General features: G+C 61.3%; 16 protein-coding genes. 9 read left to right on the forward strand and 7 right to left on the reverse strand.

The features are described from left to right. Nucleotides 1–19: 19 nt before the first annotated feature. The 3 genes from GFU70_RS27380 to GFU70_RS27390 are packed head-to-tail and all read left to right on the forward strand — an operon-like array spanning nt 20 to nt 4,823. A complete protein-coding gene (locus GFU70_RS27380) occupies nt 20–985 on the forward strand; it encodes an HlyD family secretion protein (protein ID WP_058542290.1) in 966 nt (321 codons plus the stop codon). Then, nucleotides 982–3,705, forward strand: coding sequence for a ribosome-associated ATPase/putative transporter RbbA (gene rbbA, locus GFU70_RS27385; RefSeq protein WP_058542291.1), 2,724 nt, complete (start codon nt 982–984; stop codon nt 3,703–3,705). Before GFU70_RS27380 ends, rbbA begins: the two co-directional genes overlap by 4 nt. Then, entirely contained in the window at nt 3,705–4,823 is a 1,119-nt protein-coding gene (locus GFU70_RS27390; protein ID WP_116643630.1) for an ABC transporter permease, read from the forward strand. The genes rbbA and GFU70_RS27390 overlap by 1 nt, the downstream gene beginning before the upstream one ends. Nucleotides 4,824–4,889: 66 nt before the next feature. Here the strand turns inward: GFU70_RS27390 and GFU70_RS27395 are convergent, their stop codons facing one another. Next, a complete protein-coding gene (locus GFU70_RS27395; protein ID WP_057449588.1) occupies nt 4,890–5,306 on the reverse strand; it encodes a flagellar basal body-associated protein FliL in 417 nt (138 codons plus the stop codon). Between the two features lie 150 nt (nt 5,307–5,456). On the opposite strand from GFU70_RS27395, the gene GFU70_RS27400 reads away from it, so the two are divergent. Together GFU70_RS27400 and glpT are read left to right on the forward strand one after the other, a co-directional pair. Further along, nucleotides 5,457–6,434: an NADPH:quinone oxidoreductase family protein gene (locus GFU70_RS27400; protein WP_116643629.1), complete on the forward strand. Its 978-nt coding sequence runs from the start codon at nt 5,457–5,459 to the stop codon at nt 6,432–6,434. A 216-nt stretch (nt 6,435–6,650) separates the two neighbouring features. After that, a complete protein-coding gene (gene glpT / locus GFU70_RS27405) occupies nt 6,651–8,000 on the forward strand; it encodes a glycerol-3-phosphate transporter (protein ID WP_058542294.1) in 1,350 nt (449 codons plus the stop codon). On the opposite strand, the gene GFU70_RS27410 is transcribed toward glpT, so the two are convergent. The 6 genes from GFU70_RS27410 to GFU70_RS27435 all read right to left on the reverse strand — a co-directional run bounded on the left by GFU70_RS27410 (nt 7,976) and on the right by GFU70_RS27435 (nt 14,218). Further along, complete coding sequence (locus GFU70_RS27410) at nt 7,976–8,644, reverse strand: gamma-glutamylcyclotransferase (protein ID WP_058542295.1); 669 nt, start codon at nt 8,642–8,644, stop codon at nt 7,976–7,978. The genes glpT and GFU70_RS27410 overlap by 25 nt on opposite strands. A 355-nt stretch (nt 8,645–8,999) precedes the next feature. After that, the gene (locus tag GFU70_RS27415) at nt 9,000–9,968 is read right to left on the reverse strand and encodes a CDP-6-deoxy-delta-3,4-glucoseen reductase (RefSeq protein WP_058542296.1); all 969 of its coding nucleotides are present in this window, start codon (nt 9,966–9,968) and stop codon (nt 9,000–9,002) included. After that, nucleotides 9,968–11,434: a 4-hydroxy-3-polyprenylbenzoate decarboxylase gene (gene ubiD / locus GFU70_RS27420; RefSeq protein WP_014340789.1), complete on the reverse strand. Its 1,467-nt coding sequence runs from the start codon at nt 11,432–11,434 to the stop codon at nt 9,968–9,970. The genes GFU70_RS27415 and ubiD overlap by 1 nt, the downstream gene beginning before the upstream one ends. Before the next feature lie 124 nt (nt 11,435–11,558). Next, a complete protein-coding gene (gene rho / locus GFU70_RS27425; protein ID WP_003177350.1) occupies nt 11,559–12,818 on the reverse strand; it encodes a transcription termination factor Rho in 1,260 nt (419 codons plus the stop codon). A 241-nt stretch (nt 12,819–13,059) separates the two neighbouring features. Next, complete coding sequence (gene trxA / locus GFU70_RS27430) at nt 13,060–13,389, reverse strand: thioredoxin TrxA (RefSeq protein WP_003206727.1); 330 nt, start codon at nt 13,387–13,389, stop codon at nt 13,060–13,062. Nucleotides 13,390–13,510: 121 nt separating this feature from the next. Then, nucleotides 13,511–14,218 (reverse strand): FadR/GntR family transcriptional regulator, encoded by a 708-nt coding sequence (locus GFU70_RS27435; RefSeq protein ID WP_116643628.1) that lies wholly within the window; start codon nt 14,216–14,218, stop codon nt 13,511–13,513. 254 nt (nt 14,219–14,472) lie between these two features. On the opposite strand from GFU70_RS27435, the gene GFU70_RS27440 reads away from it, so the two are divergent. The 4 genes from GFU70_RS27440 to GFU70_RS27455 are packed head-to-tail and all read left to right on the forward strand — an operon-like array spanning nt 14,473 to nt 17,328. Then, on the forward strand, nt 14,473–15,258 hold the full coding sequence (locus GFU70_RS27440) for a transporter substrate-binding domain-containing protein (RefSeq protein ID WP_116643627.1): 786 nt from the start codon (nt 14,473–14,475) through the stop codon (nt 15,256–15,258). Nucleotides 15,259–15,279: 21 nt separating this feature from the next. Continuing rightward, nucleotides 15,280–15,960, forward strand: coding sequence for an amino acid ABC transporter permease (locus GFU70_RS27445; RefSeq protein ID WP_014340792.1), 681 nt, complete (start codon nt 15,280–15,282; stop codon nt 15,958–15,960). Continuing rightward, nucleotides 15,957–16,607: an amino acid ABC transporter permease gene (locus GFU70_RS27450; protein WP_003206735.1), complete on the forward strand. Its 651-nt coding sequence runs from the start codon at nt 15,957–15,959 to the stop codon at nt 16,605–16,607. The genes GFU70_RS27445 and GFU70_RS27450 overlap by 4 nt, the downstream gene beginning before the upstream one ends. Then, nucleotides 16,594–17,328 (forward strand): amino acid ABC transporter ATP-binding protein, encoded by a 735-nt coding sequence (locus GFU70_RS27455; RefSeq protein WP_058542300.1) that lies wholly within the window; start codon nt 16,594–16,596, stop codon nt 17,326–17,328. Before GFU70_RS27450 ends, GFU70_RS27455 begins: the two co-directional genes overlap by 14 nt. The last annotated feature ends 140 nt before the right edge of the window (nt 17,329–17,468 follow it).

Here is a 17,468-nt window from a genome sequence, read left to right on the forward strand (position 1 = left end):
TAGCCGCAGGATGCTGGATATGTCGACGAACCATCGTACCTCTCGCTTTTTTGCCCTCGCCTTGATGACTGTATTGCTGGCCGCTGGTGGTTTCGGCTATTGGAAATCACGCCACGATCGCCTTCCGGAAGGCCTGAGCATGGGCAACGGGCGCCTGGAGGCCACCGAAGTCCAGATTGCCAGCAAGACACCCGGGCGCCTGGCCGAAGTGCATGTCGACGAAGGCGACAACGTCATCAAAGACCAAGTGCTGGCGCGCATGGACACCCGCACCCTGGAGGCCCAGCGCAACCAGGCAGAGGCCGAAGTCGTGCGTGCCCGGCAGAACCTTGCCGCCGCCGAAGCCAACGTGCAGTTGCGCCAGAGCGAACAATTGCTCGCCCATCAGGAACTCAAGCGAACCCAGGAACTGTTCAAGCGCGGTTACGCCAGCGCCCAGGTCATCGACCAGCAACAGGCCCGAGTCGACACCGCCAACGCTGCGGTCAACGCTGCCCGGGCCCAGGTATCGGCAGCGACGGCCGCCATCGGCGCGACCCTGGCTCAAGTGGCCCAACTCACCAGCGAAATAGACGACAGCACGTTGCGGGCACCACTCGACGGCGTGATCCAGTTGCGCTTGGCCGAGCCAGGTGAAGTGCTGGGTGCCGGTGGCCGAGTACTGCTGATGATCGATCCGAACGACCAATACATGAACCTCTACCTGCCGGCGTCGGTGGCCGGGAAACTGACGGTGGGCGATGAAGCGCGACTGCTGCTCGACGCCCTGCCCGAGCGGCCGCTGCCGGCCAAGGTCAGCTTTGTCGCAGCCAAATCCCAGTTCACCCCCAAAGAAGTCGAGACCCGTGATGAGCGGCAGAAACTGGTGTTCCGCGTCAAAGTACGCCTGACCCAACCCGGCGAGATGCCCCAGGCCAAACCCGGCATGCCCGGCGCCGGCTATGTACGCACCGCCCCCATCGGTTGGCCGGCCAACCTGCAATGACCATCGCCCTCGGTGAGGCACTGCACGCTTCGGGCATCGAGCATCGCTACGGCCAGCAGGTGGCGTTGAGCGATATCACCTTCAGCCTGCCGGTCGGCACTCGCTGTGGCCTGATCGGCCCGGACGGCGCCGGCAAGTCGAGCCTGCTGGGGCTGATTGCCGGAGTGAAGAAACTCCAGCACGGCCAATTGGACGTGCTCGGTGCCTCGATCGACGACCGACGCCATCGCAACACCCTCTACCGACGCATTGCCTTCATGCCCCAGGGGCTGGGGGGTAACCTTTACCCGGACCTGTCGATACGCGAGAACATCCGGTTCTTCGGCACGTTGTTCGGGTTATCGCGGGCAGACTGCGAACAACGCATGGGCACCTTGTTGTTGGCCACTGATCTGCAGCGTTTTGCCGATCGCCCGGCGGGCAAACTGTCCGGCGGCATGAAACAGAAGCTCGGCCTGTGTTGCGCACTGATCCATGAACCGGACCTGCTGATTCTCGACGAACCCACCACCGGCGTGGACCCGCTGTCCCGGCGACGCTTCTGGGAACTGATAGAAGACGTGCGCCGACAACGCCCGCAACTGACCCTGCTGGTCGCCACCGCGTACATGGAAGAGGCTGAACAATTCGAGCATTGCCTGATGCTCGATAACGGTCGCTTGATCGCCAAGGGCTTGAGTACCGAGCTGGCGAAGGTCACCCCGGACGGCAAGCTCGATTCGGCCTTCACCCATTTCCAAGGCGACAGCGGTCGCAACGCCGAACCGCTGGTGATTCCCCCCAGGAGCGCCAACACCACCGACATTGCCATCCAAGCCCACGACCTCACCTTGCGCTTCGGTGATTTCACGGCCGTCGACAACGTCAGCTTCGCGATTGGTCGCGGCGAGATCTTTGGGTTCCTGGGTTCCAACGGTTGCGGCAAGACCACCACCATGAAGGTGCTGACCGGACTGATCCCCGCCAGCGAAGGCAGCGCCCGGCTGCTGGGCAACCCGGTCAACGCCAAGGACCTCGCCACCCGCAAGCGGGTGGGTTTCATGTCCCAGAGCTTTTCGCTGTACGGCGAACTGAGCGTGCGCCAAAACCTGGAACTGCACGCCAAACTCTTCGACCTGCCCACAACGCAGAGCCGCCAACGCATCGACGAACTGATCCAGCGCTTCAATCTCCAGGCTCTGGCGGACCAGCCTTCCGGCGCGCTGCCGTTGGGCCTGCGTCAGCGTTTGTCCCTGGCGGTGGCGGTGTTGCATCGCCCGGAAGTGTTGATCCTCGATGAACCGACTTCAGGTGTCGACCCGGCTGCACGGGATGATTTCTGGCGACTGCTGATCGAGTTGTCTCGCGAACAGGGCGTGACGATTTTCCTTTCCACGCACTTCATGAACGAGGCCCAGCGCTGCGATCGCATTTCGCTGATGCACGCTGGCAAGGTCCTGGCCTGTGATACACCGGCGGCCTTGCAGGCGCAGTTCAACGGCCAGACGCTGGAAGCCGCGTTCGTCACCTGCCTGGAAAAAGCCCAGGGCCAGACGCAACAAGACGCCGCCCCCGTGACCCTCGACAGTGCCGACGCCCCCCGTGACCGGCGCGGCCTGAGCCTCGGTCGCCTGTGGGCCGTCGCCAGCCGGGAGGGCAAGGAACTGTTGCGCGACAAAGTGCGGATGGCATTCGCCCTGCTGGGGGCCTTGTTCATGATGGTGGTCTTTGGCTTCGGTATTTCCCTGGATGTGGAGAAACTGGCCTTCGCCGTGTATGACCAGGATCAGAGCCCGCAAAGCCGTGCCTACCTGGAAGCGTTTCGCAGTTCGCGCTACTTCGAGGAGCAGCCGATCATTCTCGACGCGAAGGAGCTGCACCGCCGTTTGCAGCGCTCGGAGATCAAGCTGGCCCTGGAAATACCCCCCGGTTTCGGTCGTGACCTTTATGCCGGCCGCCAGCCGACAGTGGGTGCCTGGCTGGACGGCGGCATACCGTTCCGGGCCGAGACCAGTCGCAACTACGTCCAGGCCGTGCACCAGGCCAACCTTGAGCAACTGGCTGAATTCAGCAGCCGCGCGCCGACCCGGCAACCCGGTGCGACACTGGAGACGCGCTTTCGTTATAACCAGGACGTGGTCAGCGTCAACGCCATCGGCCCGGGGGTGATGGCGCTGATCCTGGCGTTCATTCCGGCCATGCTGACGGCGCTGGGCATCGTGCGGGAGAAGGAACTGGGCTCGATCACCAATTTCTACGCCACGCCGCTGACCCGCCTGGAGTTCCTGCTGGGCAAACAAGTGCCCTACCTTGTGGTCAGCCTGATCAACCTCGCCCTGCTGACAGCGATGAACCGCTGGCTGTTCGGCGTGCCGTTCAAGGGCAGCGGCCTGACGCTGGCGGTGGGCGGCCTGCTCTATGTACTGGCGACCACCAGCATGGGGCTGCTGATCTCGGCGTTCACCCGCACCCAGATCGCGGCGATCCTCGGCACCATGATCATCACCAGCCTGCCGACCATCCAGTTCTCGGGGCTGATCGTGCCGCGTTCATCCCTGGACGGTGCGGCCTCGGTGATGGGCCAGTTGTTTCCCGCCGGTTACTTCCTGGATATCGCCGTCGGCACCTTCACCAAGGCCCTGGATTTGCGCCAGCTATGGCCGCAATGCCTGGCGCTGGGCGGGTTTTTCCTGGCCTTCACCGGGCTCAGCCTGATCATGCTGAAAAAGCAGGAGGCCTGATGCACACGCTTTCACATATCTGGCGCCTGGGGCTCAAGGAGCTGACCAGCCTGCGCTACGACTCCGTCCTGCTGCTGTTTTTAGGCTACGCCTTCACGGTGGCGATCTACATGCCAGCCGCCGGTTCGGTAATCGGTGTCCACAACGCCAGTGTCGCAATAGTGGACGAAGACCAGAGCCACCTTTCGCGTCAATTGGCCCAGGTCCTGCAACCGCCGGAGTTCCAGAACCCGGTGGCCTTGCCCTATGCCGAACTGGACAAGGTCATGGACAGTGGCCGCTACACCTTTGTCATTAACGTGCCCGCCAACTTCCAAGCCGACCTGCTCGCAGGACGCGAACCGACACTGCAACTCAATGTCGATGCCACGGCCATGAGCCAGGCGTTCATGGGCGCCGGCTACATCGGGCGGATTTTCCAGCAGGAACTGACGACCTACGCCGGCCAGGCACAAACGAGCGAAGCAACGCCCGTGAGGCTGACCACGCGTTCGCTGTTCAATACCAACCTGGAAGGTGGCTGGTTCCTGGCGGTGATCCAGATCGTCAACAACATCACGATCCTGGCCATCATCCTGACGGGGACCGCGTTGCTGCGCGAGCGCGAACACGGCACCCTCGACCACTTGCTGGTGCTGCCGCTGACGGCAGTGGAAATCATGCTGGCGAAAATCTGGAGCAACCTGCTGGTAGTGGTGCTGTGCACCTGGGCGTCGCTGGAAATCATCGTCAAGTTCGCCCTGGGGGTTCCACTTGCCGGCTCCATGGTGCTCTTTCTGCTGGTGACTGCACTCTACCTGTTCGCCAGCACCTCACTGGGTATCTTCCTCGCCACCCTCGCCCGTTCGACTCCGCAATTCGGCTTGCTGGCGATCCCGGTCATCATTCCGATGCTACTGCTGTCGGGCGGCAGTACACCGCTGGACAGCATGCCGCAATGGTTGCAATGGGTGATGCAAGGCTCGCCCTCGACGCATTTCGTCAGCCTTAGCGCGGCGATCCTGTTCCGAGATGCCGGCCCTGGTGTGATCTGGCCGGACCTGCTGGCGCTGGCGGCCATCGGGCTATTGTTCTTTGTCATCGCCCTGGCCCGGTTTCGGAAAAGCCTGGCGTCTTGACGAAAAAAAGCAGCCTTGGGCAGCGCCAGGAGATCCGGCACTGCCAAAGGCTGCGATCGAGCCGGTTTACTGAATGATCAGGTTGTTGAACAACAGGTCATCAACCATCGGCTTGCCGGTTTCGTCGCTCATCACCTGTTGGGTCTGCTTCAGCGCTTCCTGGCGCAGCTTTTCCTTGGCTTCCAGGTTATTCATGGCCTCGGTGGTCTGCTGGGCAAACAGCGCTACCAACTGGTTGCGAATCAACGGCTCATTGGCCTTGACCGCTGCTGCAGCGGCATCTCCTGTCACGCGCAGGGCTACATCGGCCTTGTAGACCCTCAGCTTCGCCGAACCGTCGAGCCCATAGTTGCCAACAAAGGGTGGGCTGAGGGTGATGTAACTGACCTTCGGCGCCTCGCCTTCCTTCGCTTCCTTGCCCTCTTCGGCCATCGCTGCCACAGGCAACGACAGGGCCAGCATCAACATGATCCACGCTTTCACAATTGATTCCTCATCCGGTTTGCGGCCCAGCATACCGCCCCGCCGTTCAAGCACAAGCTTATAGCCGGCTATCAGGGCAGGGCATGCTCGTTGACCCGTTGTCTCTCACACCTACACTTATCGGCCATCACTCCCAAAGGAATAGCCCTGATGAAAGCCGTGCTGTGCAAAGAATTCGGCCCCGCCGAATCGCTGGTGCTGGAAGACGTCGCCAGCCCCGTCGCCAAGAAGAACGAAGTGCTGCTGGACGTGCATGCCGCCGGGGTGAACTTCCCTGACACGCTGATCATCGAGGGCAAATACCAATTCAAGCCACCCTTCCCGTTTTCCCCCGGCGGCGAAGCCGCTGGCGTGGTCAGCGCGGTGGGCGAGAAGGTCAATCATCTCAAGGTCGGTGACCGGGTCATGGCGTTGACCGGCTGGGGCAGCTTTGCCGAACAGGTGGCGGTACCTGGCTACAACGTGTTGCCGATCCCCGCATCCATGGACTTCAACACCGCCGCCGCCTTCAGCATGACGTATGGCACCTCGATGCACGCCCTCAAGCAACGGGCCAACCTGCAACCCGGCGAAACCCTGCTGGTGCTTGGCGCCTCGGGCGGCGTTGGCCTGGCGGCGGTGGAGATCGGCAAAGCCATGGGCGCCAGGGTGATCGCCGCTGCCAGCAGCGCAGAGAAACTCGCCGTGGCCAAGGCCGCCGGCGCCGACGAATTGATCAACTACACCGAAACCAACCTGAAGGATGAAATCAAGCGCCTCACCGACGGCCAGGGCGCCGACGTGATCTACGACCCGGTGGGTGGCGACCTGTTCGACCAGGCCATCCGCGCCATCGCCTGGAACGGCCGGTTGCTGGTGGTGGGCTTTGCCAGCGGACGCATCCCCGAACTGCCGGTGAACCTGGCCCTGCTCAAGGGCGCCGCCGTGGTGGGCGTGTTCTGGGGCTCCTTCGCCCAACGCCAGCCCCAGGACAACGCCGCCAACTTCCAGCAATTGTTCGGCTGGTTTGCCGAAGGCAAGCTCAAGCCACTGGTGTCACAGGTGTATCCGCTGAGCAATGCGGCACAAGCCATCAATGATCTTGGCCAACGCAAGGCGGTCGGAAAGGTGGTGGTGCAGGTTCGCTGATTGCTTACCTAAAACTGTTTATACCGGGCCGCAACCCTACGACCCGGTTTCGCCATTCCCATACCGCCCTTCATTTATACCTGAGCGACATGTTCATAAAAGAACACTGTATCTCCAAAATTCCCGCTTTTTTGTTGATGCGAACCGATGCTATTTTCGGTAACGAAACTGTAACATTCGCATCCGCAGTCAAAACAAGAAATTTGGAGCTCTTGAATGTTTGCTTTCTTTCGCCCTGCCGCACATCAGGCTCCATTGCCTGAAGAAAAAATAGACAGCACCTATCGACGCCTTCGCTGGCAGATCTTCGCCGGGATTTTCATTGGGTATGCGGGTTACTACCTGCTGCGCAAGAACTTCACCCTGGCGTTTCCGGATCTGATCGCCCAAGGCTATACAAAAGGCCAGCTGGGGGTGGCGGTGTCGGCGATCGCAATCGCCTACGGCCTTTCCAAGTTTTTGATGGGCATCGTGTCCGACCGCTCCAATCCTCGTTACTTCCTGCCCTTTGGCCTGATCGTGTCCGCCGGTGTCATGTTTGTTTTCGGTTTCGCACCGTGGGCAACCTCCAGCGTGACCATGATGTTCATCCTGTTGTTCATCAACGGCTGGGCCCAAGGCATGGGGTGGCCACCTAGCGGGCGCACCATGGTGCACTGGTGGTCGCAGAAAGAACGCGGTGGTGTGGTTTCGGTATGGAACACCGCCCACAACGTCGGCGGCGGCCTGATCGGTCCACTGGCAATACTTGGCATGGGCTGGTTCAACGACTGGCACAGCAAATTCTACGTACCGGCAGCGGTGGCGCTGCTGGTCGCTGTATTTGCCTTCATTGCCATGCGCGACACGCCGCAATCGACCGGCTTGCCACCCATCGAGAAGTACAAGAACGATTACCCGGAAGGCTACGATGCCAGCCACGAAGAAGAATTCAGCGCCAAGGACATCTTCGTCAAATACGTGCTGCGCAACAAAATGCTCTGGTTCATCGCGCTGGCCAACGTCTTCGTCTACTTGTTGCGTTACGGCATCCTGGATTGGGCGCCGACCTACCTTAAAGAGGTCAAGCACTTCAACTTCGACAAGACGTCCTGGGCTTACTTCCTGTACGAGTGGGCCGGCATTCCCGGCACGCTTCTGTGCGGGTGGATGTCGGACAAGATCTTCCGGGGCAACCGTGGCCTGACGGGCATGGTGTTCATGGCATTGGTGACCGTTGCGACGATCGTTTACTGGCTGAATCCGCCGGGCAACCCGATGGTCGATATGATCTCGCTGTTCGCGATCGGCTTTCTGATCTACGGTCCGGTCATGCTGGTGGGTCTGCAGGCACTGGAACTGGTGCCCAAGAAAGCGGCGGGCACGGCTGCCGGCTTCACCGGTCTGTTTGGTTATCTCGGTGGTTCGGTCGCGGCCAGTGCCATGATGGGCTACACGGTGGACTATTACGGCTGGGATGGCGGTTTCATCCTACTGGTTAGCGCTTGCCTGCTGGCGATGGCCTTCCTCGCGCCAACCCTGTGGCACAAGCAAATCGCCAGTCAGAGCCGCGAAGCGGTCGCCTGATCCAGCGCTGATTTGCAGCGCTTGAGCCGCGCCTCCAGATTCCGGTCTGGCATGGCGTGGCTGCGCAGGGCGTGGATGGTCTGCTCGACGTAATCGCGAGTGGTGCCGTAACGCCCACAGGCGCTTTCGAACACTTGGCTCAGCACATGGTCCGGCAGGTTGCCGGCATAGCTGGGCAGGTGTCGCTCCAGCACGAACCCCAAGGCTTGCACCCGGCTGCCATCCTCGAGACGGCAAGTGAGCCAGTGCGGACGATAGGACGGGACCGGCATCTCGCGCTGCCACAGGGCAAACAGCGAGTCCTCGAGATTCTCCTGCGGCAATCGGTAGGCGAAACCGCTGCACGAACCGCCGCGATCCAGCCCGAACACCAGCCCCGGCAACTCCGGTGTACCGCGATGCTCGTGGGACCACAGGTACAAACCGCGATGATAACCATGGACCCGGCCGCGCATCCGCTCCACCGCCGTGCATTCGGGCCGCCAGATCAATGAACCGTACGCGAAGAGCCAGACCGGACCGCCCTGGTGGAGGCTCATGGTCAATTGCATCGAGGCGAGCAGTTGCTCACGGGTCAGCTGCGGCCCCAGTTCCAGTCGTGGTGGATACAGGGCACAGGTAATGGCGGATTCGATAGCGGTCATGGCCGGTAGCGTTTGGCTCCTCGCGGGTCGGAAGGTGAAGGGACGCCCGTCATGCAGTTGACGTTTATCGGGATCAAGGCAAGTTAAATGCCATCCCGCACTCTATATACGTTATCGGTATCTAGCCTAGAGACTAAATATCGAAACGAAATATATGAAGTTATATCGACGGAAAGGTAGCACCCACTCCTGTGGCGAGGGGATTTATCCCCGCTGGGCTGCGCAGCAGCCCTAATGCAGTGAACTCAATCTTCCTGGCACACTGAGTTGCCTGGTTTGGGGCTGCTTCGCAGCCCAGCGGGGATAAATCCCCTCGCCACAAAAAGCTCACTAAGCCTGGGTAGATGAATGCGATTCAAGCCCGCGGCGCATACGCAAACACGTCGGCGCGCATTTGGTGGGCGTCCATTCCAGCTTCCACCAGCGCATCGAGCGTGGCGTAGATCATGGCCGGCGAGCCGCTGGCGTAGACGTGCACGCCGCAAAGATCGCGGATGTCCTCGCACACGGCCTCATGGAGCATGCCGCAGCGCCCTTCCCAGCCGCACAAGTCGCTGACGACTTTGTGCAGGAACAGGTTCGGCAGTTTTTTCCATTCGTCCCAATGCTCGATTTCATAGAAATCTTCCGGCCGGCGCACCCCCCAATACAGGTGCACCGGGTGCTTGAAACCCGCCGCCCGGCAATGCTCGATCAGGCTGTGCATCTGCGCCATGCCGGTTCCGGCGGCGATCAACACCAACGGTCCGTCCGGCAGTTCGGACAAATGCGTGTCGCCAAAAGGCATCTCGATACGCACGCTGGGGTTGCGTCGCAGTTGCTCCAGCAAGGCTTGTGCACTGCTTTCGCGCACCAATACGTGCAATTGCAGCTCGCGCCCCGAATGCGGTGCCGAGGCCAGGGAGAAGGCCGATTTTTCGCCGTTCTCCCGTTCGATCATCAGGTACTGCCCGGCGTGATAGCGTGGCGGCTTGCCGGCCGGCGCACGCAGGCGCACCCGCCAGACATCGCCCCCCACGTCGGCGCACTCGACCACCTGGCACGCCAGGTTGCGTACCGGCAGCTCACCCGGCGACAGCACGCCATCCCACAACACCACGCAGTCCTCCAGCGGCTCGGCGATGCAGGTGAAGATCTCACCGTGATCGCGCACCTCGCCCGCCTGTTCCACACGGCCTTCCACCAACAACGCGCCACAGACGTGGCAGTTGCCGTTGCGGCAGCTTTGCGGGCATTCATAGCCCAGGCGCCGCGCACCATCGAGAATCCGCTCGGCGGGCCGAATCTCCAGCACCGCCCCGGAAGGCTGCAAGGTTACACGCATCAATCTATTCCTAACTGATTCCAGATGGCATCGATCCGTTGGGTAACGGCTTCATCCTTGACGATAACCCGGCCCCACTCACGGGTGGTTTCACCGGGCCACTTATGCGTGGCATCGAGCCCCATCTTCGACCCCAGGCCAGACACCGGCGAGGCGAAGTCGAGGTAGTCGATCGGCGTATTCTCGATCATCACCGTGTCGCGCTTGGGGTCCATGCGCGTGGTGATGGCCCAGATCACGTCGTTCCAGTCCCGTGCGTTGATATCGTCGTCGGTGACGATAACGAACTTGGTATACATGAACTGTCGCAAAAACGACCAGACCCCCAGCATCACCCGCTTGGCGTGTCCCGGATACGACTTCTTCATGGTCACCACGGCCATGCGATACGAACAGCCTTCCGGCGGCAAATAGAAATCGGTGATTTCCGGAAACTGCTTCTGCAGGATAGGCACGAACACTTCGTTCAGCGCCACGCCAAGAATGGCCGGCTCATCGGGCGGACGACCGGTATAGGTGCTGTGGTAAATCGGCTTGATCCGATGGGTGATGCGCTCGACGGTGAACACCGGGAAGCTGTCGACTTCGTTGTAGTAGCCGGTGTGGTCGCCATACGGGCCTTCATCGGCCATCTCGCCAGGATGGATCACCCCTTCGAGGATGATCTCGGCGGTGGCCGGCACTTGCAGGTCATTGCCGCGGCATTTCACCAGCTCGGTACGGTTGCCGCGCAACAGGCCGGCGAACGCATATTCGGAGAGGCTGTCGGGCACAGGCGTGACGGCGCCGAGGATGGTCGCCGGGTCCGCGCCCAGGGCCACCGACACCGGGAAGGGCTGGCCGGGGTGTTTTTCACACCACTCACGGTAGTCCAGTGCACCGCCGCGATGACTCAACCAGCGCATGATGACTTTGTTGCGGCCAATCACCTGCTGACGATAGATACCCAGGTTCTGGCGGTCCTTGTTCGGGCCTTTGGTAACGGTCAGGCCCCAGGTGATCAGCGGGCCCACGTCGCCCGGCCAGCAGGTCTGCACCGGGAGCATGGCCAGGTCGACATCGTCGCCCTCGATCACCACTTCCTGGCAGATCGCGTCCTTGACGACTTTCGGCGCCATGGCAATGATCTTGCGGAAAATCGGCAGCTTGGACCAGGCGTCCTTCAAGCCTTTGGGCGGCTCGGGCTCCTTGAGGAACGCCAGCAGCTTGCCGATTTCACGCAGCTCGCTGACGGCTTCGGCGCCCATGCCCAGGGCCACGCGCTCCGGCGTGCCGAAGAGGTTGCCCAGCACCGGAATGTCATACCCCGTCGGGTTTTCGAACAATAACGCTGGGCCTTTGGCGCGCAGGGTGCGGTCGCAGACCTCGGTCATTTCCAGGACGGGGGACACCGGCACCTGGATGCGCTTGAGTTCGCCGCGCTGTTCCAGCCCGCTGATAAAGTCGCGCAAGTCGCGATACTGCATGCAAAAGCCTCATGATGGCCGTGGCGTTCGGGGGCCCGAGTTTAACGCCGCCCGTCCAGAATAGTGAATGCACAGATAGCAAAAAGCCGGGTTTCCCCGGCTCTTGCTGGCCTGTCTTGGCGATTTACTTGCGTTTCATCGACAGGAAGAACTCATCGTTGGTCTTGGTCGCCTTCAGCTTGTCGACCAGGAACTCGATGGCAGCGACTTCATCCATCGGATGCAGCAACTTGCGCAGGATCCACATGCGCTGCAACTCGTCGTCGGCAGTCAGCAACTCTTCGCGGCGCGTGCCGGAGCGGTTGATGTTGATGGCCGGGAACACACGCTTCTCGGCGATACGACGATCCAGAGGCAGCTCCATGTTGCCGGTGCCCTTGAATTCCTCGTAGATCACTTCGTCCATCTTCGAACCGGTTTCAACCAGCGCGGTGGCGATGATGGTCAGCGAACCGCCTTCCTCGATGTTCCGTGCGGCACCGAAGAAACGCTTCGGTTTTTCCAGCGCGTGGGCATCGACACCACCGGTCAACACCTTGCCGGAGCTTGGGATCACGGTGTTGTAGGCACGGGCCAGACGGGTGATGGAGTCCAGCAGGATCACCACGTCTTTCTTGTGCTCGACCAGACGCTTGGCCTTCTCGATCACCATTTCGGCAACCTGCACGTGGCGGGTCGGCGGCTCGTCGAACGTCGAGGCGACCACTTCGCCGCGCACGGTGCGCTGCATCTCGGTCACTTCTTCCGGACGCTCGTCGATCAGCAGCACGATCAGGTGAACTTCAGGGTTGTTACGGGCGATGTTGGCCGCGATGTTCTGCAGCATGATCGTCTTGCCCGCTTTCGGCGGTGCCACGATCAGGCCACGCTGGCCTTTGCCGATGGGTGCGCACAGGTCGATGACACGACCGGTGAGGTCTTCGGTGGAACCGTTGCCGGCTTCCATCTTCATGCGCACGGTCGGGAACAGCGGCGTCAGGTTCTCGAAGAGAATCTTGTTCTTCGCGTTTTCCGGACGATCGAAGTTGATCGTGTCGACCTTGAGCAGCGCGAAGTAACGCTCGCCTTCCTTCGGAGGGCGGATCTTGCCAACGATGGTGTCACCGGTGCGCAAGTTGAAGCGACGGATCTGGCTCGGCGAGACGTAGATATCGTCTGGGCCGGCGAGATAGGAAGCGTCTGCAGAGCGGAGAAAGCCGAAGCCGTCCTGGAGAATCTCCAGCACGCCATCACCGGAGATTTCCTCGCCGCTTTTCGCGTGCTTTTTGAGCAGGGAGAAAATCACGTCCTGCTTGCGCGAACGGGCCATATTTTCTATGCCCATCTGTTCGGCCAATTCGAGCAGTTCGGTAATCGGCTTTTGCTTGAGTTCAGTCAGATTCATATAGGAATGACGTAATCATTTATGGAGGGGGGAAATTAAGCTTTTGGCTTAATGAGGCCGCGCCGCGGAGAAGGCGACAGGATCGCGTACTTATTCGAAAGGAGAGCGTCGGCGACGGCTTGCAGGGGGCAATGGAGAAACCAGTGCGGGGCCGAATGTACCACCTGGATTTGCAAGCGTCTAGCCCCGAATAACGAAAAAGCCCCGCGATTTGCGGGGCTTTTCCAGTGGCATTCGGCGCTTAGATGTTGGCGTCGAGGAAAGCAGCCAGCTGCGACTTCGACAGCGCACCCACTTTGGTGGCTTCGACGTTGCCGTTCTTGAACAGCATCAGGGTCGGGATACCACGCACGCCGTGCTTGGCCGGAGTCTCCTGGTTTTCGTCGATGTTCAGCTTGGCAACGGTCAGCTTGCCTTTGTAGGTCTCGGCAATCTCGTCCAGGACCGGAGCGATCATTTTGCAAGGACCGCACCACTCGGCCCAATAGTCGACCAGTACTGCGCCTTCGGCCTTGAGTACGTCAGCCTCGAAGCTAGCGTCGCTAACGTGTTTGATCAGATCGCTGCTCATGGAAATCTCCGGGGTTGTCAGCAAAAAAACGTGGCCCATCATAGCGGCCCTTCCCGGGTTCAGGAAGCCGCAGTTGATTGAGTCTCGCTATGGCGGTCGATGGCTTTGGGTATGGCCGACGTCACGAAGCCGCGGGGGCGACGAAGGAAATCCCGGTACGCAGTGCAGCGTTACGTACATGTTCCTGCATGGCTTTTTGCGCAGCGCCTGAAGCCCGACGGGCCAGGGCGCGAAGGATCTTGCGATGCTCCTGCCAGGTTTCCATCGCCCGCTCCGCCCTGATGAACGGTAGTTTCTGGCTCTCCAGGAAGATGTCGGCGCTGGCGGTGAGGATGCTCAGCATCGCCTGGTTGCCGCTGGCCAAGAGGATGCGCCGATGGAACTCGAAATCCAGCCGCGCGGCGGCGTCGAAATCGCCGATCTTCAATTCCCGGCGCATGGCTTCGACATTGTCTTGCAGCCTGTCCAGCTCGTCGGCGCTGAGGGTCACCGCCGCCAACCCCGCCGCGAAACCCTCCAGGGCGTAGCGCAGCTGGAAGATATCCACTGGCGAGGCCTGGGCCGCGAACGGCCAACCCGACGCCGAGTCGCTGGGTGGAGCCTCCACCGGGGTCTGCACAAACACGCCCTTGCCCGGCTGCACGCTGATCATGCCCAGGGCACTGAGGGATGACAGCGCTTCGCGCAACGACGCCCGGCTCACCCCCAATTGCAGCGCCAGATCCCGTTGCGACGGCAGCGCATCCCCGGGACCAAAGCCTTCATCGGCGATCAGTTTGCGGATGGCTTGCAGGGCCACTTCAGGAACGGCGCGAGCGATGGAATTCATGATTTTTTAGACGAACCGGGCCAGTGAGCGGCTAGTTGTAAAGCTATTCGCCGCGCCCGGCAAGTCGTGCCCCAGCAGGGTTCGGCGATAAATAGCGATGCCCGATAACGGTGCGAAAAACGCCGCAACTGTTCAGACCAGTAAGACCGCTCCCCACCAGCAAAACCGTGGCTTGGGCCGATGAAAAGTCGCCTTGGCATGGCCTGTGCTCTGTCCGAACGCAGAAATCACATCACCGATTGCGGAGATTCGCCATGATTCAGCGTTGCAGCGCCCTGCTCACAGCCCTGTTTGCCAGCCTGATGCTCTGTCAGCTACCCGCCCACGCCGACGGCCTGGAAGACGTGGTCAAGCGTGGCACCCTCAAGGTCGCCGTGCCCCAGGACTTCCCGCCATTCGGTTCGGTAGGCCCGGACATGAAACCCCGCGGCCTGGACATCGACACCGCAAAACTGCTGGCCGACCAGCTCAAGGTCAAGCTTGAACTGACGCCAGTCAACAGCACCAACCGCATCCCCTTCCTGACCACCGGCAAGGTCGACCTGGTGATTTCCAGCCTGGGCAAGAACCCGGAACGGGAGAAGGTCATCGACTTCTCCAGCGCCTACGCGCCGTTCTACCTGGCCGTGTTCGGCCCGCCTGACGCCGCCATCAACACCCTGGACGACCTCAAGGGCAAGACCATCAGCGTCACCCGTGGCGCCATCGAAGACATCGAGCTGAGCAAGGTCGCCCCCGAAGGCACCACCATCAAGCGCTTCGAAGACAACAACTCGACCATCGCCGCCTACCTGGCCGGCCAGGTCGACTTGATCGCCAGCGGCAACGTGGTGATGGTCGCCATCAGCGAACGCAACCCCAAGCGTGTTCCAGCGCTGAAGGTGAAACTCAAGGACTCGCCGGTGTACGTGGGCGTGAACAAGAACGAGCCGGCGCTGTTGGACAAGGTCAACCAGATCCTCGCCACCGCCAAGACCGATGGCAGCCTGGAGAAAAACGCCCAGACCTGGCTCAAGCAGCCACTGCCGGCCGATCTCTGACCGTCGCTTGAGAGGCTGAGCATGGCTTATCAGTTCGATTTTCTACCGGTGGTGCAAAACACCGAGCTGCTGTTGCGCGGTGCGCTGTTCACCCTGGAACTGACGGCCATCGGCACGTTGCTCGGGGTCAGCCTGGGCATCGTCGGGGCTGTGGTGCGGGCGTGGAACATTCGTCCGTTCGCGGCGATCTTCGGCGTGTACGTGGAGTTGATCCGCAACACGCCGTTCCTGGTGCAACTGTTTTTCATCTTCTTTGGCTTGCCGTCCCTGGGCCTGCAGATTTCCGAATGGCAGGCGGCGGTACTGGCGATGGTGATCAACCTCGGCGCCTACTCCACCGAGATCATCCGTGCCGGCATCCAGGCGATTCCGCGGGGGCAACTGGAAGCCGCCGCGGCCCTGGCGATGAGCCGCTTCGAGGCCTTCCGCCATGTGGTGCTGCTGCCGGCGCTGGGCAAGGTCTGGCCAGCCCTGAGCAGCCAGATCATCATCGTGATGCTTGGCTCGGCGGTCTGTTCGCAGATCGCCACCGAAGAGTTGAGCTTTGCCGCCAACTTCATCCAGTCGCGCAACTTCCGCGCATTCGAAACCTACGCGCTGACCACGCTCATTTACTTGTGCATGGCGCTGTTGATCCGCCAGTTCCTCAACTGGGTGGGCCGCCGCTGCCTGTACAAGAGCGGCAACGGGAGCGGCCGATGAGCGATTTCACTTTCTGGGACGTGGTGCGCAACCTGCTCACCGGCCTGCAATGGACCCTGGCGCTGTCGCTGGTGGCGTTTATCGGTGGCGGCGTGATCGGTTTGCTGATCATGGTGTTGCGCATCTCCAAGAGCGCCCTGCCCCGCAACATCGCCCGTACCTACATTGAGCTGTTCCAAGGCACACCGCTGTTGATGCAGCTGTTCCTGGTGTTCTTCGGCGTGGCCCTGGCCGGGGTGGAGATTTCCCCCTGGATGGCGGCGGCGATTGCCTTGACGCTGTTTACCAGCGCCTACCTGGCGGAGATCTGGCGCGGTTGTGTCGACTCGATTTCCCACGGCCAGTGGGAAGCCTCGGCGAGCCTGGCCCTCAACCCGCTGGAGCAGTTGCGCTACGTGATCCTGCCCCAGGCCCTGCGCATCGCCGTGGCGCCGACCGTGGGCTTTTCGGTGCAAGTGGTCAAGGGCACGGCCGTGACCTCGATCATCGGCTTTACCGAACTGACCAAGACCGGCGGCATGCTCGCCAACGCCACGTTCGAGCCGTTCATGGTCTATGGCCTGGTCGCCCTCGGTTACTTCCTGCTCTGCTACCCCTTGTCCCTCAGTGCGCGCTACCTGGAAAGGAGACTGCATGCCTCTGCTTAGAATTACCGCCCTGCATAAATACTACGGCGATCATCACGTGCTCAAAGGCATCGACCTGAGTGTCGAGGAAGGCCAGGTGGTGGCGATCATCGGCCGCAGCGGCTCGGGCAAATCCACCTTGTTGCGCACCCTCAATGGCCTGGAATCGATCAACGACGGCGTAATCGAAGTCGACGGCGAATACCTCGATGCGGCCCGCGCCGACCTGCGCAGCCTGCGGCAGAAAGTCGGGATGGTGTTCCAGCAGTTCAACCTGTTCCCACACCTGACGGTCGGCGAGAACGTCATGCTGGCGCCGCAAGTTGTCCAGAAAGTGCCCAAGGCCAAGGCGGCCGAGCTGGCGCGACAGATGCTGGAACGGGTCGGGCTCGGCGAGAAATTCGATGCCTTCCCGGACCGTTTGTCCGGCGGCCAGCAGCAACGGGTCGCGATTGCCCGGGCCCTGGCGATGTCGCCGAAAGTGCTGCTGTGCGACGAAATCACTTCGGCCCTGGACCCGGAGCTGGTCAATGAAGTGCTCAGCGTGGTGCGGCAACTGGCCAAGGAAGGCATGACCCTGATCATGGTCACCCATGAAATGCGTTTCGCCCGGGAAGTCGGCGACAAACTGGTGTTCATGCACCAGGGCAAGGTCCATGAGGTGGGCGATCCCAAGGTGTTGTTCGCCGAGCCGCGGACGGCCGAACTGGCGAATTTTATCGGGACGGTCGAGCCGGCCTGATCTTTGCTGCCAAGGGAGTCCTCTGTGGCGAGGGCGCTTGCTCTCGCTCGACCCTGTAGGAGCTGACGAGCGAAGCGAGGCTGCGATCTTTTCAAGGCCAATGGAGTCTGGAGCGAAAGATCAAGAGATCGCAGGCTTCG

Source organism: Pseudomonas brassicacearum (assembly GCF_009601685.2).
In the GTDB taxonomy this organism is placed as follows: Bacteria; Pseudomonadota; Gammaproteobacteria; order Pseudomonadales; family Pseudomonadaceae; genus Aquipseudomonas; species Aquipseudomonas kilonensis_B.